Raw genomic sequence first — 20,772 nt, forward strand, 5'->3', positions numbered from 1 at the left:
TTACGACGGCGGCGCCGGGCTTGGAAAGGCCCGGCGCCTTCGCGTTATCAGGGGCAGCTGACGGGTCCGCAGCCAGGTCCCCGGGGTGCGAAACTGGAGAGCATGAAGCTGCTGCTCATCCGCCACGGACAGACCCCCGGCAACGTCCTCGGCCAGTTGGATACCGCCCATCCGGGGCCCGGACTGACAGAACTCGGTGAGCGGCAGGCCGAAGCCATGGCGCGGTCCCTGGCCAATGAGCCAATTGGTGCCCTGTACGCGTCCACGCTGATCAGGACCCAAATCACAGCTGCTCCACTGGGCAGGCTGCGCAGCCTTGACGTCGAAGTGCTGGATGGCCTGCATGAAATCGAGGCCGGCTCGCTGGAGAAACTTACGGACCACGAGTCGCACAAGCGGTATATGGGAACGGTCATCTCCTGGGCCGCCGGCGACCTTGGCCGGCGCATGCCGGGGGGACCTGACGGCCATGCCTTCTTTGAACGTTTTGACGCCGCTATCAAGCAGGTAGTGGAACGTGCCTTCCGGGGCAAGCATGGAACCGCCGCGCTGGTAAGCCATGGCGCCGCGATCCGAACCTGGGCGGGCCGCCGTGCCGAGGACGCCGACCATGAATTCGCTGCCCGCCATGTGCTGGCCAACACGGGAATCGTGGCCCTCGAAGGCGATCCCGATGCCGGCTGGAAGCTGATTCACTGGGATGGAAGCCCGATCGGCGGGCTGGCCCTGGCAGACCCGACGGCGGAAGACCCCATGGGCAGGGACGTAACCGGCCCCTAGACGAGCTGTCGGATGCTGCGGGCAGGAAAAACAGCCGTCCTGCGGCAGGGGCTGATGGCCTCAGGGGCGGGTACGGGGAGAAGCCGGAACGCCATCCGCGCGGCCTCTGCCGCCGTCGGCCGCTCTGCACTGTCCATCGCTGTCAGGGAGCGGAGGAAGGACTGCCAGGCGGGCGGCAGCGAGTCCGGAATATGGGGGCTCCGGAGCGTCCGGGCCACCAGTGACTCGATGGCGGTCCCGGGAAATGCCTCGGCCCCGGTCAGGAGTTCCAAGAGGACAAGCCCCATCGAGTAAACGTCCCAGGACGGTTCGCTTTCCCCGCCGGATGCCTGTTCTGGACTCATGTAGTGCACGGTGCCGGAGGATATGCCGGGTTCCGGCGCCGACCCCGCCGCCGCAGCGATCCCGAAGTCGATGATCCGCACCGGACTCCGCCGCACTCCGCTCAGCATCAGGTTGGCGGGCTTGATGTCGCGGTGCACCAGCCCACGGCCATGCAGATGGGCGAGCGCGCCGAACAGCCCGACCGCCCAGCCGGCTACCTCCCCGGGTTGTTTGCTGTTGCTGCGGACGGCCTCTGCAAGGCTGGTTCCCAGTGCAAGCTCCTCCACAACGAACGGCAGTCCGCCGTGCGGCCCGCCGGACGGCATGAGGCCCTGTGCAATGAACCTGATGATGGACGGGTGATGAAGGGCTGCCAGGACAGCCGCTTCGTTCCGGATGCGCCCGTGTTGCTTGTCCGAGTTCTCCACTGCCAGCTTGACCGCAACATCCGGCCCGCCGTTGATGTCAACAGCCCGGAACACCTCCGCACCGGAACCGCGTCCAAGGCGCTCCCGCAGCAGGTACCGTCCGGCGAGGACGCCGTCTGCGGCAGGAAGCGTTTCGCGGCGCCCACGAACCGGGGGTGCAAGGGCGGGCGAGTTCATGCGGCGTACGGCGCAGCGGCCTCGACGGGAGTGGCCGCCGCCGTGGCGTGCCAGTCGGAGGAAGTGGAAGGCTGCCAGGCGTCAAGCTGGAAACCGCACTGGCAGCGCCAGACCGGCGGCAGTTCCACCGCTCCTGGTCCTTCCGGTTCGAAGGTGTAGACCGCGGCGCCACCCCGGATGGCAGGAGTCACCAGTTCCATTGGGCATACCGCAGTGCATTCCGTTGCTCTGCTGCGGCAAAACTTCGGTAAAAGTAATCAACAGGCTCACGACTCCATCGGGCAGTTTCATTCAAAGGACCGATCGTAAGCTTACATATTACTAGTCAGGCTAGCTAGTCCAACTAGCTACTTTTTGCGTGGCTGGCCTCCTGCGCGCTGACCGCCTCGGTCATCCGCTTCAGGAATTCCACTACCACGCGCGCCTCCTCCGCGGTCAGGCTTTCCGCCACGGCCATCATCCTGCGGTGCATGGCACCCAGCGTCTCGCGCACTTCCTTGTCGGATTCCACCGTGGGGACGATCACGACGGACCGGCGGTCCGACGGGTGGGCCTCGCGCCGGACGTGGCCGCTCGCCACGAGCCGGTCGATCAGCGAGGTGGTGGAGGCGCTGGTGATGCCGAGGAACTGGCTCAGGTCCTTGGGCACCACGGCCTCGCCCGAGGCCTGCACCCGCAGAAGGTACCGCAGCGCCAGGAGGTCGGTTTCCCCCATCCCCATGGAATCCCTGGTGGAACGGCGCATGGTGGTTTCTGCCGAGCGGTAATCGCGCAGGGACTTCAAAACGGCAGCGCCGTAGTCCAGCTGCCCGTCCGGACCGTACCAGTAGCCGGAGCCTTCGTTACCTGTGGAAACCATAGGAATAGTTTAGACTGCCTGATAACTAGACCGCCAAGTAACCTGCTTATTGCTAGCCCTCGGTGTTATCCAGCCCCTTACCCGGAAGAAACACCAGCGTAACCACATGCTTCTAGTTTTTTAGTGCATAACCCTCCGGCGAAACGAGGCACGTATGCAGACCAATCCAAGGCTGAACATCCGCCAGGTTTCCTGGTCGAATCCCGTCGGGGCAGACCTGCGCCGGGCGCAGCAGGCGGAACTTGACGCCCGCTTCGGCACCACGGACCACGAACCAGGCACACCGCCGTCGAGCGCTGACTGCGCCGTCTTCATCGTCGCCTATGACAAAGGCTCGGGCCAACCCGTGGGGTGCGGGGGCCTGCGACTCCTGGACCCGACCACCGCAGAGATCAAACGGCTGTATGTGGTCCCCTACACGCGCGGCTCGGGCGTGGCCAGCTCCATCCTTGCGGCACTGGAGGCGGAGGCCTTCAAGCAGGGAATCACGCGAATCAAGGCGGAAGCCGGCTCCGCGCAGCCGGACGGCCGGAACTTCTACCAGAATTCCGGGTTCGAGCCGGTACCGAATTTCGGCCCTTATGTTGGTCTGGAGCATTCCTACTGCTACGCCAAAAGCATCCACGCGCGCAGCGCCGCCCATACCGCCATGGCGTAAGAGCGGCCGCGGACCTGAATGCGAACGGGACGTTGTTTGGCGGCAGCCTGCTGAAGTGGATCGACGAGGAAGCGGAGATCTACGCCATTCTCCAACGGGGCAACGGCCGTGCCGCCGCAAGTACATCTCCGGCCACACGGAGTTCACCTACGACCGGGTCCGCATTCCCACGCACCACCTGACGGAGACCGTCAGCCAGGAGTGACGTTTCATCCGGCGTTCACCCCGCCGCTTCCATCAGTTCTCTCGACTGGACCACATTGGACAGCCGGGCTGTTTATCGAATCGATAGCAATAACAGCCCCTTATTCCGCATGCCCGGCTATAGGCTGTGCGGACATGCTCCGGTTCCAGCAGAAATGAGTCCTGATCGTGCGTAAATTGCAGACTTTGGTTGCCGCCGCCGTCGCCGTCACCCTCCTTGCCGGATGCGGCGGGGGTGCCCCTTCCCCGGGCGTTTCCGGCGAAGCTTCCTCCCCTGCCGACGGTTCCGGCGAAACCTTGGTGGTGTACACGAACTCCAACGGCGAAGGCCGCGGCGAATGGGTGACAACCAAAGCCGCCGAGGCCGGGTTCAAGATCGAGATCGTTGGCGCCGGTGGTGCAGACGCCACCAACAAGCTCATTGCAGAAAAGAACAATCCCATCGCTGACGTCGCGTTCGGGCTGAACAACATGTACTTCTCGCAGATCAAGGCCGAGGACGTGCTGGAACCCTATGAGCCCTCCTGGGCAGGCGAGGTGGACGAGGAACTGGCCGACGGCGAGACGTACTGGCCGCTGGTCAAGCAGGCCATCCTGCTGGGGTACAACTCCGACAAGATCTCCAAGGATGCTGCCCCGCAGGACTGGACGGACCTGTGGACCAAGGACGAGTTCAAGGAGCGCTACGAGCGCGTGACAGGCCTGGGCACCGCCACCGCGCAGCTCGTATTCGCCGGCATCCTCAGCCGCTACCGGGACGATTCCGGAGACCTGGGCATCTCGAATGAGGGCTGGAAGCAGGTGGAACAGTACTTCCAGAACGGCAGTCCCGCGGTGGCGAAGACCGACCTCTTTGCCCGCATTGCCTCCGGCGAGGTGGACATGGGGCAGATGCCGTCCTCGATCATCGCGGACCGCGAAAAATCCTTCAATGTGAACGTTGAGACGGTGATCCCCTCCGTGGGTGTCCCGCTCGCGGTCGAACAGATTGCCCTCGTCAAGGGCACGGACAAGAAGGACCAGGCCCAGAAGTTCATTGACTGGTTCGGCAGCGCGGACGTTCAGGGCCAGTTCGCCAAACAGTTCAATTCCATGCCGGTCAACGAAGGTGCCGCGGCCCAGGCCAACCCCGAGGTGGTGGACTTCTTCGCTGACCTCAAGCAGCAGGACATCGACTGGGAGTTCGTGCAGGAAAACATGGGCGCCTGGGTGGAAAAGATTGAACTGGAGTACATGACGTAGTCCGGTTATCGGCAGCTTTCCGTTCCGTTCCGCTTGGGCCGCTCCACCAGACAGGTTTGCCATGATCCGCTTGGACAACATCGAAGTTACCTTTGGCGATTTCACCGCCATTCCCAACCTGGACCTGCACGTCCAGCCGGGTGAATTCTTCACCTTGCTGGGGCCCTCCGGATGCGGGAAGACGACGGCGCTGCGCACCCTGGCCGGCTTCATCCAGCCGGCCAAGGGAACGGTCAGGGTGGACGGCAAGGATGTCACCCGGCTTCCCAGCGACAAACGCCAGGTGGGCATGGTGTTCCAGAACTACGCCCTCTTCCCCAGCATGAGCGTGTGGGAGAACATTGCCTTCGGCCTGCGGGTCCGAAAGGAGAAGCCGGCCGACAGCGACCGCCTGGTGCGGGACATTGCCCGCCGGGTGGAGCTGAGCGACGAGCAGTTGGCCAAGAACGTGGCGGAGCTGTCCGGCGGGCAGCAGCAGCGCGTGGCCGTGGCGCGGGCACTGGTGCTGCGGCCCAAGATCCTGCTGCTGGACGAGCCGCTGTCCAACCTGGACGCCAAGCTCCGCCACCAGCTCCGGCAGCAGCTCAAGGACCTTCAGAGCGAGTTCGGAATCACCACCGTCTATGTCACGCACGACCAGGATGAGGCCCTGGCGATGAGCGACCGGGTGGCAGTGTTCAACAAGGGCGTGGTGGAACAGGTCGGGACGCCACAGGAGATCTACGACCATGCCGCCACGGAGTTCGTATGCAACTTCATTGGTGACAGCTCGGCCCTTACACCGGAATTTGTCGCAGAGCTGAACCGGCTCTCAGGGGCCGGGCTCAGCACGGACGCCAAGTCCTACCTCCGGGTGGAAAAGGCGTCCCTGGACGCTCCTGCCAACGGGGGCGCCGGCGTCGGGATTTCCGGCAAGGTGGTATCCCGCACCTATCACGGCCTGCACAGCCGGTACGTGGTGCGAAGCTACGGCACGGAGATCCGCCTGCTGGTGAGGGAGGACGGCGGAGCGCACCCCGAGGCCGGGACCGAAACCACCATCTACCTCCAGCCGGCCCACGTCCTCCAGTACCACCCGGAAACGGGGATTGCCCTGCGGCAGCAGGATGCTGCGGTAGCCCTGCCATGAGCAGCACGTCCGTCCGTGGCATGGCCCGCTCCCCGTTCGTGCTGGTGGTGGGCGTGGTGCTCACGTGGTTCATAGCCGCTTTCCTGGTCTGGCCCAATGTGAACGTGCTGATGGCCACCTTCTTTCCCGACGGCAGCTTTTCCGGACGGGCGGCGGAAAAGCTGTTTTCATCGGAGCGGGCCATGAAGGCGCTGGGCAACAGCTTCCTGCTGGCGGTGGCACTCTCCATCACCGTCAATGTGGTGGGCATCTTCATAGTTCTGGTAACCCACTATTTCCGGATCCGGGGTTCGCGGATCCTGTTCCTGGGCTACGCCTCCACGTTCATCTACGGCGGCATCGTGCTGGCGGCCGGGTACAAGTTCATCTACGGCGACAAGGGAATCGTCACCTCGCTGCTGGTGAAAGTGTTCCCGGGCATGGATCCTGCGTGGTTTTCCGGTTTCTTTGCCGTCCTGGTGGTCATGACCTTTGCCACCACCACCAACCACATGCTGTTCGTGGCCAACGCGCTGAAGGGCGTCGACTATCAGACCATCGAGGCAGCGCGGAACCTTGGTGCATCCACCTGGACCATCCTGCGGCGCATCGTGCTTCCCATGCTCAAGCCCACGCTGTTCGCGGTGACCATCCTGTCCTTCCTCACCGGCCTTGGTGCCCTGAGCGCCCCGCAGGTGCTGGGCGGCCGGGACTTCCAGACCATCACCCCGATGATCCTGACGTTCACCAACAGCCCCACTTCCCGTGACCTTGCCGCACTGCTGGCTGTGATCCTGGGCCTGGCTACCGTGTTAATGCTTACCGTCATGACCCGCATGGAGAAGGGCGGCACGTACTTTTCGGTGTCCAAGGTGTCCTCGGCGCTGCAGAAGCAGCAGATCACCAACCCGCTGGCGAACGCCGCCGTCCATGTGGTGGCATATCTGCTGTTTGCGGTGTACACCCTTCCGGTGGTGCTCATTGTGCTGTACTCGTTCGCCGACGGAGCGGCCATCCAGACCGGTCAGCTCTCCCTGGGGAGCCTGACCCTGGACAACTACGTCCGGGTCCTGACCGAGCAGTCCGGGCTGCGGCCCTTCATTGTCAGTGTTGTGTACAGTGCCCTGGCTGCCCTGATCGCCGTCGGCGGCCTGCTGTTCGTGGCCCGGCTGCTTCAGAGGTACAGGAACTGGGTGTCTTCAGTTTTCGAATACCTGCTCCACATCCCTTGGATCCTTCCTTCGGCACTGCTGGCCCTGGGCCTGATCATCAGCTACGACCACCCGAATCCGCTGGTGGGCGGTGCCGTTCTCACCGGAACCACGGTGATCCTGCTGATCGCGTTCGTCACCGTGAAGATCCCCTTCACGCTGCGCATGCTCAAGGCGTCCTTCGCGTCGGTGAACTCCTCGCTGGAGGAAGCCGCGGCGATCATGGGGGCAAAAACGCTCTATGTGTTCCGGAGGATCCTCCTGCCGCTGGTGCTTCCCGCGGCCGCCGCCATCACCGCACTGAACTTCAACAGCCTGCTGGACGACTACGACACCGCCATCTTCCTGGCACACCCGCTCGTCCAGCCGCTGGGCCTAGTCATCAAGGCCAACACCGACGGCGCCGAAGGCGTGGAAGGGATCGCCAACACCTTCGTTTACACGGTGCTCCTGATGGTGATTACCGGCATCACCATGTACCTGGTGTACGGGCGGTCCGGCCGCCGAGGAGCGGGAAAGAAGCGCCTGCCTGCAGTTGCTCCAGCCTCCCCCGGGGCAGAGCCGCCACCGGCCGCCGCGTCCGCCTCAGGGGAGGACAGCAAGCTTCCAGCCGCGCCCGTGCCCTGATCAGGCCGCTGTGCCGCTTCCGACGGCGGCCCTTCCGTTCCGCCATCGGGCCAGGTTCAGCAGGTGGTCCCGGAAGGGCTGGGCAGCGTCTGCCAGGGCAAGCCGCATCAATGCCATCGACCCCATGCTGAGGGCACGGGTGCGCAGCCGTCGCTGCCTGTTGTACAAGGCGAGTGCCTGACTTGGCGGAAGGCTGTTGAGCAGGTCTGCCAGTGTCACCGCGTCCACGAGCGACTCACAGGCACCGCGGCCCAGGTTGGGGGTCATTGCGTGCGCCGCGTCCCCAATGAGGACAACGCGGCCGCGGACGAAGCTGCGAAGCGGCGGAGTGGTCCAGATCCTCTGGGCAAGGGAGGAGTCCGGAACGGCAGAAGCCAGCACCTGGCGGATCGCCGGCGCATGCCCGGCGAAACGCTGCCGTGCCTGCTCCAGTGCCTCTGCCACGTCGATCCCGGTCGGGCCGAGCCCGGAGCACCAGCTGGCGTACCAGTTGGTGCCGCCCGGCGCGGCCGCGATTCCGAACAGGTCGCCGCGCCCCCAGTACTCCCCAACGTCCCCGGGATTGACGGGAAGGGACCGTGCCGCGTACGGCAAGGTAGGGCATAAGCCGGGCATTGCTGGCCCCGCCCCACACGTCGCGGCGGACAACACTGTGAACACCGTCGGCACCCACCACCAGGCCGCCCTCCGCCGGAAGATGCCGGACGTGCGCAGTGTTGCGGCGGACGCTTGCCGGCATGGCCGAATCAAGCAACCGGAGCAGATGGGTCCTGGAGATGCCGAACATCCCGCGGCCGTCCACCGTGACCCAGGGCTGTCCAGCAGCGTTACGGACGGAACCGCTGCCGATCACCGGGCTGGCCGCCCGCGCCTCCGCTAGGATGCCAATGCGGGCCAGGGCACGCTGGGCGTTCGGCCACATCGCCAGCACAGTCCCGACGGCGGGCAGTTCCGGCCGCTTCTCATAGACAGTGACCCGAAACCGGGTTTGATCCAGGCAGGCCGCGAGCGCCAGCCCGGCGATGCCACCTCCGACGATCGAGATCGTTTCCATGCGCAAATCCTACTACTTTTGTAGTAGAACCGGAGCGGGTCACTAGACTGGCTTCATGCCGGACCGCCGCACCCAACTGCTCGATGCCGCACTGACCGTGGTAGCGGACAAGGGGATGAAGGGCCTCACCCACCGGGCAGTGGATGCCGCAGCAGGACTGACGGAAGGGACAACGTCAAACTACTACCGCAACCGCGCAGCCCTGGTTGATGCAGTCCTCAACCGCCTGCTGCAACTGGATGCCGAACTCCTGCGGAACGTCGGCCCGGCCGGCCCGCCGTCGAACATCGCCGAACTGGCCGGACAACTCGCCGCGATGGTACTGGGCCTGGCCAGGCAGCACACCGGGCTGACCCGCGCCCGAATGGCCCTTTCCCTGGACCACCCCGAGGCCGTGATGGCCGGGCATCGGCTTCTGGTGGGCGGATTGGAACAGATGCTGGTGGCGATGGGCGTCCCGGACGCACCGTCCCGGGCACGGGATGTGGCGGACTATGGCGACGGCCTCCTGCTCCACCTGCTGACCGTACGGCGCGACGACGAGCCGGACGCGGCCGCCGTTGCGGCCGCCATAGGGCGCTTGATCGGCTAGCGTGCGCCCGGCCACCCCGTGTAGGCCTCCGCGAAGTACGCCAATGGTCCGGCACCCAGCGTACCGGGCAGCGGTCAGCCCGCCGTCGTCCGTTCCCGGAACCGGCGCCAGGCAACCGGGGCCAGCACCACGGCAATGCCGACGGCGGCTCCAATCACCGTTTCAATGATGCGGTCGCGGAGCAGGATGGCCGGCGAGGACGGGACCACCAGAAGCGTGGAGATCAGGGCAAGCGGTGTCACGAAGACCTGGGCCAGCAGATACTGGCGGATGATGAACATCTCCGCACCGAACTGGCAGAGTGCCATGACCAGCACCGTCTGCCACGGCTGCAGCTCCAGGAGCACGACGCCGGCAAGGATCACCAGGCCCAGCATGGTGCCGATGATCCTTTGGATGCCGCGGCGGATACGGTGGCGGGTGGTGTGCCCCACCAGGGGAACCACAGCTGCCACCATGGCCCAGTAATTGTGGCCGAATCCCAGCCGCTCCCCGGCCCAGGTGGCGAGCGCTCCGGCGAGTCCGGCAGCCACCAGGTAGCCGAGGCCCTCCAGCCAGGCCGCTCGCTTTTCGTCGGTGGTCCGGCGGATGGGCCGGGGGCGGGTCCAGGGGGTGCGGTGGCAGGGCAGAATCCTCGCGGAGATCCCGATCAGCAGGCACAGCGCCGTGGTGAGGACCGACACCAGCATCCCCTGCCAGAGCGGGGGCTGGTTGGGGATGGATGCGATGGCGGCGAAGGCGAAGATGTGGAACAGGGAGCCGGCAGGCCGCAGCCGGAACCAGGAGATGGCCATCGAGCAGGCGCCGGCCACGACGGTGGTGGCGAGCACCAGGAGCCAGGTGGTGGTTGCGGTGTCCAGCCCCCACGCCGCCTGCATCCTCGCGGCCAGCGAGGCGAGGAGGATGACCAGCAGCATGAGCAGGCCGGCCCGCAGTTGCAGCCCGAAGCGGACGCCATGGGGTTCGCCGCGGCCGTAGATCCCGGTGAAGGCGCCGAAGGAAGCGAAGATCGCCAGGTCCAGCCGTCCCAGGAGCACCAGGGTGAGCAGTGGAACGAAGACTCCCACAGCGCACCTCAGGGCAGGGTGGTGGTCCTTGTTGCCAGGGGCAATGCTGAACATTTCCGCGAGCATCTTCACGTGGACAGTGGCGCCTTTCCTGCAGTTTCCGGGAGGAGGTTTCTTACGGGCGGCCGCGCTGACGTTCCTGCTAAATCCTAAGGGGCACACACCGGAAACCATCCGGCGCGTTCCCTTGAATGGAACGAGGAGGCAATGCGACTGAAACAGCGGCCCGTGATGCTTATGCCATGAAGCCCAGTGCACGGAACTCCCCCGCGGCCGAACTGAGCTGTGAAGTCTGCGGCCTGATGCCCCAGCCGACTAAGGCGCGGCTGACCCTGGCGAACGTGGCCGTGATGCTCCCGATCGAACTCCTGGTGCATGCCCTGGTGGTGGGCACCGAGCTTCCATACCTGGCAAAAGTACTGGCCTTGGCGGTCACCGCCACTGTCCTGGTCATCTGGGTGGCGGAACCCTCGGCCAGCAGGATCCTGCGCGGCTGGCTGCACGCTCCCGCCCTGCGGCTGCGCAGGAAGCTGGGCACCGCACCCGCGCTGTGGCGGGCGCGCACCGTCCTGCGCGATGAGCCCGGCTCGCTGCAGCGTGTCACCAGGGCGCTGGCCCGGACAGGTACCAACATCCTGAGCATCCACGTGCATCCGGTGCCCGGCGGCGTCCTGGACGAGTTTGTCCTTGCGGCACCCGGCGGCATCGGCGAGCGCGAGCTTCTGGACGCATTACGGGACGCCGGCGGCTCCGCCCCGCAGGTGTGGCCGACAACCAGCCTGGCGATGGCTGACGGACAGACCCGCGCGCTGAGCCTTGCCGCGCGGATCGCCGATGCACCCGATGAACTGCCGCTTGCCGTGGCGGAACTGCTGCGGGCCCGGATCCTCACCCCGGCCGAAGAGGCTGCGGCCCCCGCCGCGAACGACGCCGGCACCCGGCTCAAGATCCCCACCGCATGGCACGGCCCCATCACCTTCGCCCGGCCCGGCGAACCGTTCACACCGGCAGAGTCCGCCCGGGCCCACCGGCTCGCAGAACTCGCCGAAATCCTGGCATACCGGTCGCCCGCGCCACCGGAATAGCACTGCCAGCCCGGCTCCGCGGCGGTCACAATCCGTTTGCAGCAGTTTCCGGCGGGGATTTCGGGAAAGTCCTTGACAGTGGTGCGGGTCACTCCTACCGTTGTTTTTGGGATCCCAAAGCGGGATCCCAAAACTGAACAGCCGGCGCTCCGGATCGCTGGCCGACGCGTTGCCCCTGATTCCGCGGAACCCGCCATCTCAGAGCCGGCCCGCCCATCCCGCACTTTCCCCATCCGTATACTTCCCCGTGAAGGAGAAGCTGTGTCCATTCCAAACACCGAGACAACGGCGGCGTCCGCCGGCGATACTTCCCCAGACCAGACCCCGGGCGAGACCCGCAAGGACGGCGTGCAACGGCGCACCTCCGTCCGCTGGAAGCTCTTCCTCCTGCTGCTGGTCCTCGTTGCCGTCAACTACATTGACCGGGGCTCCATCTCGGTTGCCCTCCCCATCATCCAAAAGGAGTTCAATCTCGCTCCTGAACTGGTGGGCCTCCTGCTCTCCGCCTTCTTCTGGACCTACGCCCTGATGCAGATTCCGGTTGGCTGGCTGATCGACAAGTTCGGACCCCGCAAGGTCATGACCGCCTCATGCGTCGGCTGGGGTGCGGCCACTGCCGCATCCGGCATGGCAGGTGGTTTCCTCAGCATGTTCATCGCCCGGATGGGCATCGGCGTCACCGAGGCGGGCGTGATGCCCGCCGGCGGAAAACTCAACGCCATCTGGATGCACAAATCCGAACGCGGCCGCGGTGCCACCATCCTCGACGCCGGCGCTCCCCTGGGTGCCGGGCTCGGCGGCATCATCATCGCCGGGCTCATCGCGGCCACCGGCAGCTGGCGCTGGGCGTTCGTCATCGCCGGCGCCGCCACGGTACTCATGGGCGTGGCCGTCTGGTGGTACGTCCGCGACAATCCCCGGGAGCACCGTGGGGTCAACGAGGCCGAGGCTGCCTACATCGAGGCCTCCCACGCCGAAGAGGATGCCGAGGCAAAACTGGATGGCAGCCAGGGCAAGCGCGCATTGCTCCCCTACCTCAAATTCCGTTCCTTCTGGGCCATGTGCTTGGGATGGCTGGGGTTCAACGGCGTGTTCTACGGCCTGCTGACCTGGGGACCCCTCTACCTGGCACAGGCAAAGGGCTTCGATTTGAAGACCATCGGCTGGTCCACCTTCGTGATCTTCGGAGCAGGTTTCGTGGGCGAGATCATCGGCGGCACCATCGCCGACAAGTGGCGGGCCTCCGGCGCGTCGGCCAACCGCGTCATGCGCACCCTGCTGGGCATCTCCAGTGCCGTGGTCATCGGCGGCCTGGTTGGCGTCACGCTGGTCGCGGACCCCACCACCGCCGTCGCACTGCTCTCGCTTGTCATGTTCTTCCTGCGCTGGGTGGGCCTGTTCTGGAGCATCCCCTCCATCTTGGGCGGCCGCACGAATGCGGGTGTCCTGGGCGGGGCGATGAACTTCAGCGGCAATATCTCCGGCTTCGTCACTCCCATCGCCGTGGGACTGATTGTGGGTGCAACGGGCTCCTACACCTGGGCGCTGCTCTACTTCGTGGGCTCGGCGATTGTCATGGGCGCCTCCGTGCTGACGCTGAACTACAACAAGCGGCTTCCTGTCTAAGCTAGCCATCCAAGGCAACACCTGATCCGCGTTCCCGCTGCCGGGAGCCGTGTCCACCAAGAATCCGATTGGAGCACCATGCTGACCGCAGAAGAAACCCAGGACAAAGAACGCCCGCTGCGCGAGGCCGTCCGGGACACGCTCCGCACCCGGATTTTCGAAGGACACTACCCTCCCGGCACGCGGCTGGTGGAACGCGACCTCGCGGCTGAATTCTCCGTCTCCAGGCTTCCGGTCCGCGAAGCACTCCGCATGCTCCGCCAGGAGGGGCTGATCAGCGACCGGGGCGCCCGGGGAGCAGAAGTCAGCACCCTGAGCCCCAAGGATGTGGAGGACCTCTTCGATGTCCGCCAGTCCCTGGAAGTCCTGGCCTGCCGGCTCGCCGCTGTGCGGGCCACCGCAGAAGACCTTGCGTACCTGAAGGGGCTGCTGGACAGCGCAGACGATTTCCTGGCTAAGGGCGCCGTGATGGAAGCGCACCGTGCCAACAGCGAATTCCACGATGCCATCACAGGCATCGCCGACAACAACTTCCTTAAGTCGGCACTGGAGCCCCTGCAGGGCCGGATGCACTGGCTGTTCCGCCATGTGAGCGACCTGCCGGAGCTGATCAGAGAACACCGCGAACTGTATGCCGCGATTGCCAGCGGCGATCCCGACCGTGCCGCGGCACAGTCTGCGTCCCACATCGGCAAGTACCGGGAGCAATTCCCGGAGGACTTCCAAAAAACCGAACCCCAACTTCACCGGAAGAGATAATGCGACTCCTGGTCATCAACCCCAACATCAGCGACGATGTCACAGCCCTGATCGAATCCGAGGCACTGCGCTCCGCCGCGCCCGGGACCGAGCTGGTGGTCCGCACGGCCGGCTACGGCATGGAGTACATCGAGACCCGCTTTGAATCCCTTGTGGCCGCCGGCGCCGTGGCTGAAATCATTGCCACGCATACCCTCCCCGGCGCTGAAACCGTGGATGCAGTGGTGGTTGCGGCCTTCGGCGACCCCGGGATGCCGGCGCTGAAGGAACTGGCCGGCGTGCCCGTCATCGGCATTACCGAAGCTGCGCTCTGCGCCGCTGCACTGCAAGGCCACCGCTTTTCCATCATCGCCATCTCGGACCGGATCAGGCCCTGGTACCAGGACTGCGTGGACCGGTTCGGCCTTGCCGGACGCCTGGCCTCCATCCGTTCGATCAACGAATCCCTTAAGGGCATCAGCTCCGTCCAGCAGGACTTCAAGGAAACCCTGCTGGCACTGAGCCGCCAGGCCGTGGCGGAGGACGGCGCCGACGTCGTCATCCTGGCAGGAGCCCCGCTCGCCGGGCTCGCCCGCGAACTGAAGGGACAAATCCCTGTTCCCGTGGTGGACGGGATCTCCGCCGGAATCCGGATGGCGGAAGCGGTGGCGGGACTCCAGTCCGGCCCGCACCGTGCAGGCGCCTTCGCTCCGCCGCCCGCCAAGTTCCGCGCCGGCCTCAGCCCCGACCTCGACGCAGCCCTCACCGCAGCCCAGGACAGCGCAGTCCCCGCGCTGCCCACCGCCTGAACCAGCAGCTTTCCCCGAAGGAGGACACCGATGTCCCGCCAGCCAGACCTTGTCATTGCCAACGCCACCGTGGTCAACAGCGATGGGCGCAGGGCCGCCCATATCGTGGTCCGGGACGGCCTGGTCACCGAACTCGCCGACGCCGCTGGGCCGGCGCCTGCCGCCGCACGTACCATCGACGCCGCCGGCAGGCTGGTGATACCCGGCGGCGTGGACGGCCACTGCCATGTTGCCCAGGTGACAGGCCGCTTCCGCACCCTGGACGACTACCGCACTACATCCACCGCAGCCCTGTGGGGCGGCACCACTACCATCATCGACTTCGGAATTCCACGGGACGCCCAGGAGACACCGCTCGCCGCCGTCCTGAACAAGAAGGAGCTGGCCATCGAATCCCGGTGCGACGTCGCCCTTCACGGTGCCGTGATCAACTGGGACGAAACGGTGCCGTGGCAGCTGGAGCAGCTCGCCGCCGAAGGGGTGCGGTCGGTGAAGATGTATACCACCAACCGCGGCACCACCATGGCCGACGGGGACACCATCCTCAAGGTCATGCGTGAGATGGTCCGGCTGGACGGCCTTACCTACATCCATGCCGAGCACGACCCCATCATCGCTGACTGCACGGAACAGCACGCGCAGGATGGCCGGATCGGCATCGGGCACCTGCACCGGACCCGGCCCGAGCTGGCCGAAGAAACCTCCGTCAAGGAGACCCTGGCCATGGCCGAATACATCGGTGCTCCCGTGTACTTCGTGCACCAGTCCACCCCCGGGGCGGTAGACCTGGTTTCCAATGCGCGCGCCCGTGGATTGGAGGCCTTCTCAGAGACCTGCCCCCATTACGTCACCCTGGACGATTCGGTCTACGGCTCAGCCTTTCCGGAGTGGTTCGCTTGCTGCCCTCCCATGCGCAGCGCCCGGACAGTGGCCGCACTCAGGGAACGGCTGGCCAACGGTGCCATCCACACCATGTCCTCGGACCACTCCTGCTACGACCTCTCCCAGAAGCGCGAACGGACTGACGACGTCCGTGCCATGCCGCATGGCCTGCCCGGCGTGGAGACCAGGATGCCCGTCACCTTCACGGCAATGACAGCCGAGGGCGCCAGCGTGGAGGCCTTCGTGGAGGCCTTCTCCGCTGGCCCGGCGCGGATTAACGCCGTGCCCGGAAAAGGCCGCATCGCCGAAGGGTTCGACGCCGACCTCGTCATCTTCGACCCCGCCGAGGAACGCACCGTTGACGGCGCAAACCTGCACATGGGAACCGACTTTTCGCCTTTCCACGGGGATGTGCTGGCCGGCTGGCCCGCCGTCGTTGTTTCCCGCGGCCGGGTGGTGCTGGACGGGGAGGGATTCCACGACCCCGGCGCCGCCGGCCGCTTCCTTGCCCGCAATGGCTTCCGCCAGCACCAGTCCACCTACCCCGCCGGCGTTACCCACACCGCCGCTATCTAGGAGCACCCAATATGCCAGCGACAACACGGCCCCGCAGGATCGGCATGATCGTGCCTTCCTCCAACACCTGCCTGGAGCCGCAGACCTACCGGATCCTCGGTAACCGCACCGACGTCACGGTCCATTTCACCCGTATTCCGGTCACCAGGATCGCCTTGGACGATTCTTCCGACCGGCAGTTCGATGCGACTGTCATGCGCGAGGCGGCCAGGCTTCTTGCGACGGCGGACGTGGACGTTATTGCCTGGAACGGCACCTCCGGCTCCTGGCTCGGTTCTGCACACGACCGTGAACTCGTGGCAGAAATTACCGACGCCACCGGCATCCCCGCCACCACATCCACCCTGGCCTACCTCGAGGCCTTTCGCACTTTCGGCACAGAACGGATGGCGCTGTTTACCCCGTACACGGAGGACGTCAACCGCCAAATCATCGCTTCCTACGAACGGGAAGGGATCAAGACAGTTGACCACCGTGCCCTGGGCCTAAGCGACAACGAGTCGTTTGCCCGGGTCACCGACGATGAAATGCGGCCCGGTTCGCGGGAACTGGCAGCTGCTGCCCCTGACGCGCTCATCTACCTGTGCACGAACCTCTACGGCGCCAGCATCACGGCGGAAATCGAGGAAAGCACCGGCGTTGCCGTGCTGGATTCGGTGGCGGTGACGCTGTGGCATGCCCTGAAGCTCGCAAACGCACCGCTGCTGGAGCCGCGGTGGGGCAGGTTGCTGGGGTAGCAACATCTACATGCGAAGCGTCAGGGCCCCCGGATCCAGGGTCATCAGGACGTGCTTGCCCTGGCCCTCATGGTCGCCGTCGAGCTGGTAATCGTCCTTGTGCTCCAGGATGATTTCCACGGATTTGCCCTGGAAATACTCCACGGAAGTATCCTTGTTCCGGCCCTTGACGATCATTCCGGCGAGTACCGAGAGCCAGCCCAGCCGCCCATGGTGGGGGGCCAGGACGGCCACATCCAGCAGCCCGTCATCCATCTTCGCCTCCGGGAAGATCTCCAGGCCGCCCTGGACCTTGCCGCAGTTACCCACCATGACGCTGCGGACCCCGCGGTGCACGGCCCGCTTGCCGTCGATCACGACGGTAGCCCTGACCGGCTTGCCGGGCAGGTTGCGGATGCCGGCGTCCACGTAGGCCAGCCAGCCCACCTTGTGCTTCAGCTCCTCGTCCGTGTCCGCCATGATGGTGGCGTCGTAGCCAACGCCCGCCATCACCAGGAACAGCTGTTCCATGTCAGGGTCGCTCCGGCGGGCGCGGACGACGTCGATCTTCCGCTCGGTTCCTGCGAGGGCGCCGGCCATGGCACCGTCAAAGTCCGTGATGTCCATGCCCAGGTTGCGTGCCAGCAGATTGCCCGTGCCCAGCGGCAGCAGGCCCATCGGCACCTCCCCGCCGGAGAGGACTTCGGCCACGCACCGTACGGTGCCGTCACCGCCGCCCGCAATCACGATGTCAGCGCCCTGGGCGAGGGCCTCCCTCGCCTGGCCCACGCCGGGGTCCTCCTTGGTGGTCTCGAACCACATCGTCTCGCCCCAGCCGTTTTCGGCGGCGTGCCGGGCGGCAAGTTCCTTGACGTCGATGTCCACCGTTTTGGCCGGATTGATAATGATGGCTGCGCGCTGGGGGGTGAGCGGGCGGGTGGCAGTCATGGCGTCCTTCGGTGGCAATTGGAAAGGCTACTTCTGAAAGAAGAGTAGCCTGCCGGGGCCGGGTTCGGAGCCGGTGTGGCAACGTCCGCAGGCTACAGCGCCTTCACTGCTCCCAGCACCTGCGCCAAAGATTCCTTCGCATCGCCGAAAAGCAGGGACGTCTGCGGCTGGTACAGCAGCTCGTTTTCGATGCCCGCGAAACCCGGCCGCATGGAGCGCTTGAGGAACACTACCTGCCGCGCCTCGGCCACCTCCAGGATGGGCATGCCGTAGATCGGTGAACCGGAGGAGGTCTTGGCTGCCGGGTTCACTACGTCGTTGGCGCCCACCACCAGCGCCACGTCCGCCGTCTTGAACTCGGGGTTGATCTCCCCCATTTCCTTGAGCGACTCATACGGCACGTTAGCCTCTGCCAGGAGCACGTTCATATGCCCGGGCATCCGGCCCGCCACCGGATGGATGGCGAAATCGACGTCGATGCCGCGCGCTTCCAAGGCGTCAGCCAGCTCTGCCGCCGTATGCTGCCCCTGCGCCACCGCCAGGCCGTAGCCGGGGACAATGATCACCCGCTGCGCGTATCCGAGCAGCACCGCCACGTCCTCCGGACTGGAGGACCGGACGGGACGTTCGCTCACGGCGGTGGAACCCGCCGTCGACCCTCCCCGGAAGGCGCCGAACAGGATGCCGGCCACGCTGCGCCCCATCGCTGCGGCCATGGCGCGCGTGAGGATGGTACCGGAGGCGCCCACCAGGGTGCCGGCCACCACCAGGAGGACGTTGCCGAGCACTACGCCGGACGCGGCGACGGCCAGGCCAGTGAACGCGTTCAGCAGCGAGATCACGATGGGAACGTCCGCCCCTCCCACAGGCAGCACCAGCAGGACGCCGGCGGCCAGCCCCAGCACAAGGAGGAGCACTGCAAGTACGGGGGAACCGGTGAGGACGACGGCGACGGCGGACGCCACAGCGGCGAGCAGCACCGCCGCCATCACCACCGGGAGCCCGGGAAACACCACGGGACGGGTGGTCATCAGTTCCTGGAGCTTCGCAAACGTGACGCCGGACCCGGCGAACGAGACGGCACCCACCAGGAGCGTGAACACGATGGCAAGGCGTACCCAGGGATCGTCCGTGTGGGCCAGTTCGAGGAGGGCCACAAGGGCAGCGGCACCGCCGCCCACGCCGTTGAAGATGGCTACCAGCTGGGGCATTTGCGTCATTTTCACACCCCGGGCCACCGGGGCTGCCACCACGGTGCCCACCGCGATGGAGCCGAGGATCCAGGGGATGTTGTCCAGCCGCACGGACAGGAACACAGTGAGCACGCCGATCAGGGCACCAAATGCCCCGATGAGGTTGCCGCGGCGGGCGGTCCGCGGGGAGCTGAGGCCGCGCAGCGCCAGGATGAAGAACACGGCAGCCACGAGGTACAGCAGCGCCGTCCAGACGGGATCGAGGAGGATCATTTGCTGCCTGCCTTTTTCGCCGCCGGCCGGGTGACCTCTTTCTTCGCGTGGAACATGTGCAGCATCCGGTCCGTGACCACGAACCCGCCCACCAGGTTGGCGGTGGCCATGACGACGGCCAGCAGCGCGATGGCCAAGACCCATGGGTCGCCGGCCTGGCCGGCGACGATGATGGCGCCCACCAGGATGATGCCGTGGATGGCGTTGGCGCCGGACATCAGGGGTGTGTGCAGGGTGCTGGAAACTTTGGAGACCACCTCGAACCCAACGAACACGGCCAGGACCGTGATGGTCAGCAGGCTCATTCCGTCCATCAGAGTGCCCCTTCCTGCCGTGCGTGGATCCTCTGCGCCAACAGTTCGGCGGTGGGCTGGTGCCGCACCCCGCCGTCGTGCGTCAGGCATGCGCCCGCCAGCACCTCGTCGCCGAAGTCCGGGGCAACGGTGCCGTCCCGCACCATGAGCGCCAGCAGGTTTGCCACGTTCTTGGCATAAAGCCGGGACGCATCCGAGGCCATTGCGGAGGCCGGATCCTTGAGCCCCACCAGGCTCACGTGTCCTGCGCCGTCGGCTGTGGGGACCGCGATATCCGCACCGGCGACCACGCCCTCCACGTTGCCGCCCGATTCGGCAGCGAGGTCGACGACGACAGAGCCGGGCCGCATGCCCTGCACCATTTCCCGGGTCACCAGGAGCGGGGCGGGCCTGCCGGGGACGGCCGCCGTCGTAATGAGGACGTCCGACTGGGCGACGTGTGGTGCCAGCAGCTGCCGCTGCCGGGTTCCGGCGTCGCTGCTGAGCTGGCGGGCGTAGCCGCCGGCCTCTTCCGCCGTCTCGAGGTCCAGCCGGATGAAGGTGCCGCCCATGGATGCGACCTCGTCGGCGGACGCGGGGCGGATATCGTTCGCGAAGACACGGGCGCCCAGCCGCTTCGCGGTGCCGATGGCCTGCAGCCCTGCCACGCCGGCGCCGAGCACCAGGACCCTGGCGGGGGGCACCGTCCCGGCAGCCGTCATGTAGAGGGGAAAAAAGTGCGGCAGCCGGATGGCCGCTTCCAGGACGCAGCGGTAGCCGGCCACCAGGGCCTGGGAACTGAGGGCGTCCATTGACTGCGCCCGGGAGATCCGGGGGACCAGTTCCAGCGCGAAGGAGGTGATGCGCCCGTCCGCGAGCGCCTGCACGGTGTCCAGTTCGGACGACGGCGAAGCGAGGCCAACGGTGACGGCCCCCGGCTTCAGGGAAAGGGCCGTATGCGGGTCAAGGGGCCGGACGTGGGCCAGGACATCGAGTTCCTTCGCTTCCAGCAGGGGCACGACGGCGGCTCCGGCCTGGCGGTACTCGTCATCCGCATGTCCGGCGGCTTCACCGGCGCCGGACTCTATGAGCACTTCAAGGCCCATGCCTGCCAGTTGCTTGACCGATTCCGGCGTCGCGGCCACGCGCCGCTCGCCCTCGCGGTGTTCCCGCGGTATGCCCAGTTTCACCCGCCAAGCTCCCTCCTGCCGCGACCGGCAGTCGTGTGGCAGCCGCTCTGCTGCGCACAGTTGGCTTGAGTCTAGAGCGCGCACTGCTGCTGCGGGAGTAGGACGGCGGCTT

General features: G+C 66.1%; 21 protein-coding genes and 1 pseudogene. 12 read left to right on the forward strand and 10 right to left on the reverse strand.

What is annotated here, in order from left to right; all coding sequences use genetic code 11:
- Nucleotides 1-102: 102 nt before the first annotated feature.
- Nucleotides 103-780 carry a histidine phosphatase family protein gene (locus AC5RT3_RS08055; RefSeq protein ID WP_494051910.1) on the forward strand — a complete coding sequence of 226 codons (678 nt, stop codon included), beginning with the start codon at nucleotides 103-105 and terminating at the stop codon, nucleotides 778-780.
- Here AC5RT3_RS08055 and AC5RT3_RS08060 read toward each other — a convergent pair.
- The 3 genes from AC5RT3_RS08060 to AC5RT3_RS08070 all read right to left on the reverse strand — a co-directional run bounded on the left by AC5RT3_RS08060 (nucleotide 777) and on the right by AC5RT3_RS08070 (nucleotide 2,568).
- Nucleotides 777-1,709 (reverse strand): serine/threonine-protein kinase, encoded by a 933-nt coding sequence (locus AC5RT3_RS08060; protein ID WP_494051911.1) that lies wholly within the window; start codon nucleotides 1,707-1,709, stop codon nucleotides 777-779. The two genes, AC5RT3_RS08055 and AC5RT3_RS08060, sit on opposite strands and share 4 nt — an antisense overlap.
- Nucleotides 1,706-1,900 (reverse strand): hypothetical protein, encoded by a 195-nt coding sequence (locus AC5RT3_RS08065; RefSeq protein ID WP_494123947.1) that lies wholly within the window; start codon nucleotides 1,898-1,900, stop codon nucleotides 1,706-1,708. The genes AC5RT3_RS08060 and AC5RT3_RS08065 overlap by 4 nt, the downstream gene beginning before the upstream one ends.
- Nucleotides 1,901-2,052: 152 nt before the next feature.
- On the reverse strand, nucleotides 2,053-2,568 hold the full coding sequence (locus AC5RT3_RS08070; RefSeq protein ID WP_494051913.1) for a MarR family winged helix-turn-helix transcriptional regulator: 516 nt from the start codon (nucleotides 2,566-2,568) through the stop codon (nucleotides 2,053-2,055).
- Between the two features lie 154 nt (nucleotides 2,569-2,722).
- Between AC5RT3_RS08070 and AC5RT3_RS08075 the strand changes: the two genes are divergently transcribed.
- The 4 genes from AC5RT3_RS08075 to AC5RT3_RS08090 all read left to right on the forward strand — a co-directional run bounded on the left by AC5RT3_RS08075 (nucleotide 2,723) and on the right by AC5RT3_RS08090 (nucleotide 7,618).
- Complete coding sequence (locus AC5RT3_RS08075; protein WP_494011506.1) at nucleotides 2,723-3,226, forward strand: GNAT family N-acetyltransferase; 504 nt, start codon at nucleotides 2,723-2,725, stop codon at nucleotides 3,224-3,226.
- Nucleotides 3,227-3,598: 372 nt separating this feature from the next.
- Nucleotides 3,599-4,672: an extracellular solute-binding protein gene (locus AC5RT3_RS08080; RefSeq protein ID WP_494051914.1), complete on the forward strand. Its 1,074-nt coding sequence runs from the start codon at nucleotides 3,599-3,601 to the stop codon at nucleotides 4,670-4,672.
- 61 nt (nucleotides 4,673-4,733) lie between these two features.
- Nucleotides 4,734-5,801: an ABC transporter ATP-binding protein gene (locus AC5RT3_RS08085; RefSeq protein ID WP_494011504.1), complete on the forward strand. Its 1,068-nt coding sequence runs from the start codon at nucleotides 4,734-4,736 to the stop codon at nucleotides 5,799-5,801.
- Nucleotides 5,798-7,618: an ABC transporter permease gene (locus tag AC5RT3_RS08090; protein ID WP_494011503.1), complete on the forward strand. Its 1,821-nt coding sequence runs from the start codon at nucleotides 5,798-5,800 to the stop codon at nucleotides 7,616-7,618. The genes AC5RT3_RS08085 and AC5RT3_RS08090 overlap by 4 nt, the downstream gene beginning before the upstream one ends.
- Here the strand turns inward: AC5RT3_RS08090 and AC5RT3_RS08095 are convergent, their stop codons facing one another.
- Together AC5RT3_RS08095 and AC5RT3_RS08100 are read right to left on the reverse strand one after the other, a co-directional pair.
- Nucleotides 7,619-8,212 (reverse strand): FAD-dependent monooxygenase, encoded by a 594-nt coding sequence (locus AC5RT3_RS08095; protein ID WP_494051915.1) that lies wholly within the window; start codon nucleotides 8,210-8,212, stop codon nucleotides 7,619-7,621.
- Nucleotides 8,213-8,606: 394 nt separating this feature from the next.
- Nucleotides 8,607-8,672, reverse strand: a pseudogene (locus AC5RT3_RS08100) (hypothetical protein); the annotation flags it as partial.
- Between the two features lie 55 nt (nucleotides 8,673-8,727).
- Here AC5RT3_RS08100 and AC5RT3_RS08105 point away from each other — a divergent pair.
- Nucleotides 8,728-9,264, forward strand: a complete 537-nt coding sequence (locus AC5RT3_RS08105) for a TetR/AcrR family transcriptional regulator (protein ID WP_494051916.1) — start codon at nucleotides 8,728-8,730, stop codon at nucleotides 9,262-9,264.
- Nucleotides 9,265-9,338: 74 nt separating this feature from the next.
- On the opposite strand, the gene AC5RT3_RS08110 is transcribed toward AC5RT3_RS08105, so the two are convergent.
- Nucleotides 9,339-10,403: an FUSC family protein gene (locus AC5RT3_RS08110; RefSeq protein WP_494051917.1), complete on the reverse strand. Its 1,065-nt coding sequence runs from the start codon at nucleotides 10,401-10,403 to the stop codon at nucleotides 9,339-9,341.
- 170 nt (nucleotides 10,404-10,573) lie between these two features.
- Between AC5RT3_RS08110 and AC5RT3_RS08115 the strand changes: the two genes are divergently transcribed.
- From AC5RT3_RS08115 to AC5RT3_RS08140, 6 genes are all read left to right on the forward strand, one after another.
- Nucleotides 10,574-11,416 carry an ACT domain-containing protein gene (locus AC5RT3_RS08115; protein ID WP_494051918.1) on the forward strand — a complete coding sequence of 281 codons (843 nt, stop codon included), beginning with the start codon at nucleotides 10,574-10,576 and terminating at the stop codon, nucleotides 11,414-11,416.
- Nucleotides 11,417-11,677: 261 nt separating this feature from the next.
- Nucleotides 11,678-13,042, forward strand: coding sequence for an MFS transporter (locus tag AC5RT3_RS08120; RefSeq protein WP_494051919.1), 1,365 nt, complete (start codon nucleotides 11,678-11,680; stop codon nucleotides 13,040-13,042).
- A 78-nt stretch (nucleotides 13,043-13,120) separates the two neighbouring features.
- Entirely contained in the window at nucleotides 13,121-13,801 is a 681-nt protein-coding gene (locus AC5RT3_RS08125) for a GntR family transcriptional regulator (RefSeq protein ID WP_494011497.1), read from the forward strand.
- Nucleotides 13,801-14,589, forward strand: a complete 789-nt coding sequence (locus AC5RT3_RS08130) for an aspartate/glutamate racemase family protein (protein WP_494051920.1) — start codon at nucleotides 13,801-13,803, stop codon at nucleotides 14,587-14,589. Before AC5RT3_RS08125 ends, AC5RT3_RS08130 begins: the two co-directional genes overlap by 1 nt.
- Before the next feature lie 30 nt (nucleotides 14,590-14,619).
- On the forward strand, nucleotides 14,620-16,047 hold the full coding sequence (locus tag AC5RT3_RS08135) for an amidohydrolase family protein (protein WP_494123948.1): 1,428 nt from the start codon (nucleotides 14,620-14,622) through the stop codon (nucleotides 16,045-16,047).
- A gap of 11 nt (nucleotides 16,048-16,058) precedes the next feature.
- A complete protein-coding gene (locus tag AC5RT3_RS08140; RefSeq protein ID WP_494051922.1) occupies nucleotides 16,059-16,784 on the forward strand; it encodes a maleate cis-trans isomerase family protein in 726 nt (241 codons plus the stop codon).
- Between the two features lie 6 nt (nucleotides 16,785-16,790).
- Here the strand turns inward: AC5RT3_RS08140 and AC5RT3_RS08145 are convergent, their stop codons facing one another.
- From AC5RT3_RS08145 to AC5RT3_RS08160, 4 genes are all read right to left on the reverse strand, one after another.
- On the reverse strand, nucleotides 16,791-17,711 hold the full coding sequence (locus AC5RT3_RS08145; RefSeq protein WP_494051923.1) for a diacylglycerol/lipid kinase family protein: 921 nt from the start codon (nucleotides 17,709-17,711) through the stop codon (nucleotides 16,791-16,793).
- 92 nt (nucleotides 17,712-17,803) lie between these two features.
- A complete protein-coding gene (locus AC5RT3_RS08150; protein ID WP_494051924.1) occupies nucleotides 17,804-19,177 on the reverse strand; it encodes an NAD(P)(+) transhydrogenase (Re/Si-specific) subunit beta in 1,374 nt (457 codons plus the stop codon).
- A complete protein-coding gene (locus tag AC5RT3_RS08155; RefSeq protein WP_494051925.1) occupies nucleotides 19,174-19,491 on the reverse strand; it encodes an NAD(P) transhydrogenase subunit alpha part 2 in 318 nt (105 codons plus the stop codon). Before AC5RT3_RS08155 ends, AC5RT3_RS08150 begins: the two co-directional genes overlap by 4 nt.
- On the reverse strand, nucleotides 19,491-20,660 hold the full coding sequence (locus tag AC5RT3_RS08160) for a Re/Si-specific NAD(P)(+) transhydrogenase subunit alpha (RefSeq protein ID WP_494051926.1): 1,170 nt from the start codon (nucleotides 20,658-20,660) through the stop codon (nucleotides 19,491-19,493). Before AC5RT3_RS08160 ends, AC5RT3_RS08155 begins: the two co-directional genes overlap by 1 nt.
- Nucleotides 20,661-20,772 lie beyond the last annotated feature (112 nt).

The sequence above is a fragment of the Arthrobacter sp. Y3221159 genome (genome assembly GCF_059089885.1).

What these genes read in the sequence shown, in the direction of transcription:
- AC5RT3_RS08070 (WP_494051913.1), bottom strand. Translation starts at nt 2,568, where the DNA reads ATGGTTTCCACAGGTAACGAAGGCTCCGGCTACTGGTACGGTCCGGAC.
- AC5RT3_RS08150 (WP_494051924.1), bottom strand. Translation starts at nt 19,177, where the DNA reads ATGATCCTCCTCGATCCCGTCTGGACGGCGCTGCTGTACCTCGTGGCT.
- AC5RT3_RS08075 (WP_494011506.1), top strand. Translation starts at nt 2,723, where the DNA reads ATGCAGACCAATCCAAGGCTGAACATCCGCCAGGTTTCCTGGTCGAAT.
- AC5RT3_RS08060 (WP_494051911.1), bottom strand. Translation starts at nt 1,709, where the DNA reads ATGAACTCGCCCGCCCTTGCACCCCCGGTTCGTGGGCGCCGCGAAACG.
- AC5RT3_RS08105 (WP_494051916.1), top strand. Translation starts at nt 8,728, where the DNA reads ATGCCGGACCGCCGCACCCAACTGCTCGATGCCGCACTGACCGTGGTA.
- AC5RT3_RS08155 (WP_494051925.1), bottom strand. Translation starts at nt 19,491, where the DNA reads ATGGACGGAATGAGCCTGCTGACCATCACGGTCCTGGCCGTGTTCGTT.
- AC5RT3_RS08055 (WP_494051910.1), top strand. Translation starts at nt 103, where the DNA reads ATGAAGCTGCTGCTCATCCGCCACGGACAGACCCCCGGCAACGTCCTC.
- AC5RT3_RS08130 (WP_494051920.1), top strand. Translation starts at nt 13,801, where the DNA reads ATGCGACTCCTGGTCATCAACCCCAACATCAGCGACGATGTCACAGCC.
- AC5RT3_RS08090 (WP_494011503.1), top strand. Translation starts at nt 5,798, where the DNA reads ATGAGCAGCACGTCCGTCCGTGGCATGGCCCGCTCCCCGTTCGTGCTG.
- AC5RT3_RS08085 (WP_494011504.1), top strand. Translation starts at nt 4,734, where the DNA reads ATGATCCGCTTGGACAACATCGAAGTTACCTTTGGCGATTTCACCGCC.
- AC5RT3_RS08145 (WP_494051923.1), bottom strand. Translation starts at nt 17,711, where the DNA reads ATGACTGCCACCCGCCCGCTCACCCCCCAGCGCGCAGCCATCATTATC.
- AC5RT3_RS08135 (WP_494123948.1), top strand. Translation starts at nt 14,620, where the DNA reads ATGTCCCGCCAGCCAGACCTTGTCATTGCCAACGCCACCGTGGTCAAC.
- AC5RT3_RS08140 (WP_494051922.1), top strand. Translation starts at nt 16,059, where the DNA reads ATGCCAGCGACAACACGGCCCCGCAGGATCGGCATGATCGTGCCTTCC.
- AC5RT3_RS08125 (WP_494011497.1), top strand. Translation starts at nt 13,121, where the DNA reads ATGCTGACCGCAGAAGAAACCCAGGACAAAGAACGCCCGCTGCGCGAG.
- AC5RT3_RS08115 (WP_494051918.1), top strand. Translation starts at nt 10,574, where the DNA reads ATGAAGCCCAGTGCACGGAACTCCCCCGCGGCCGAACTGAGCTGTGAA.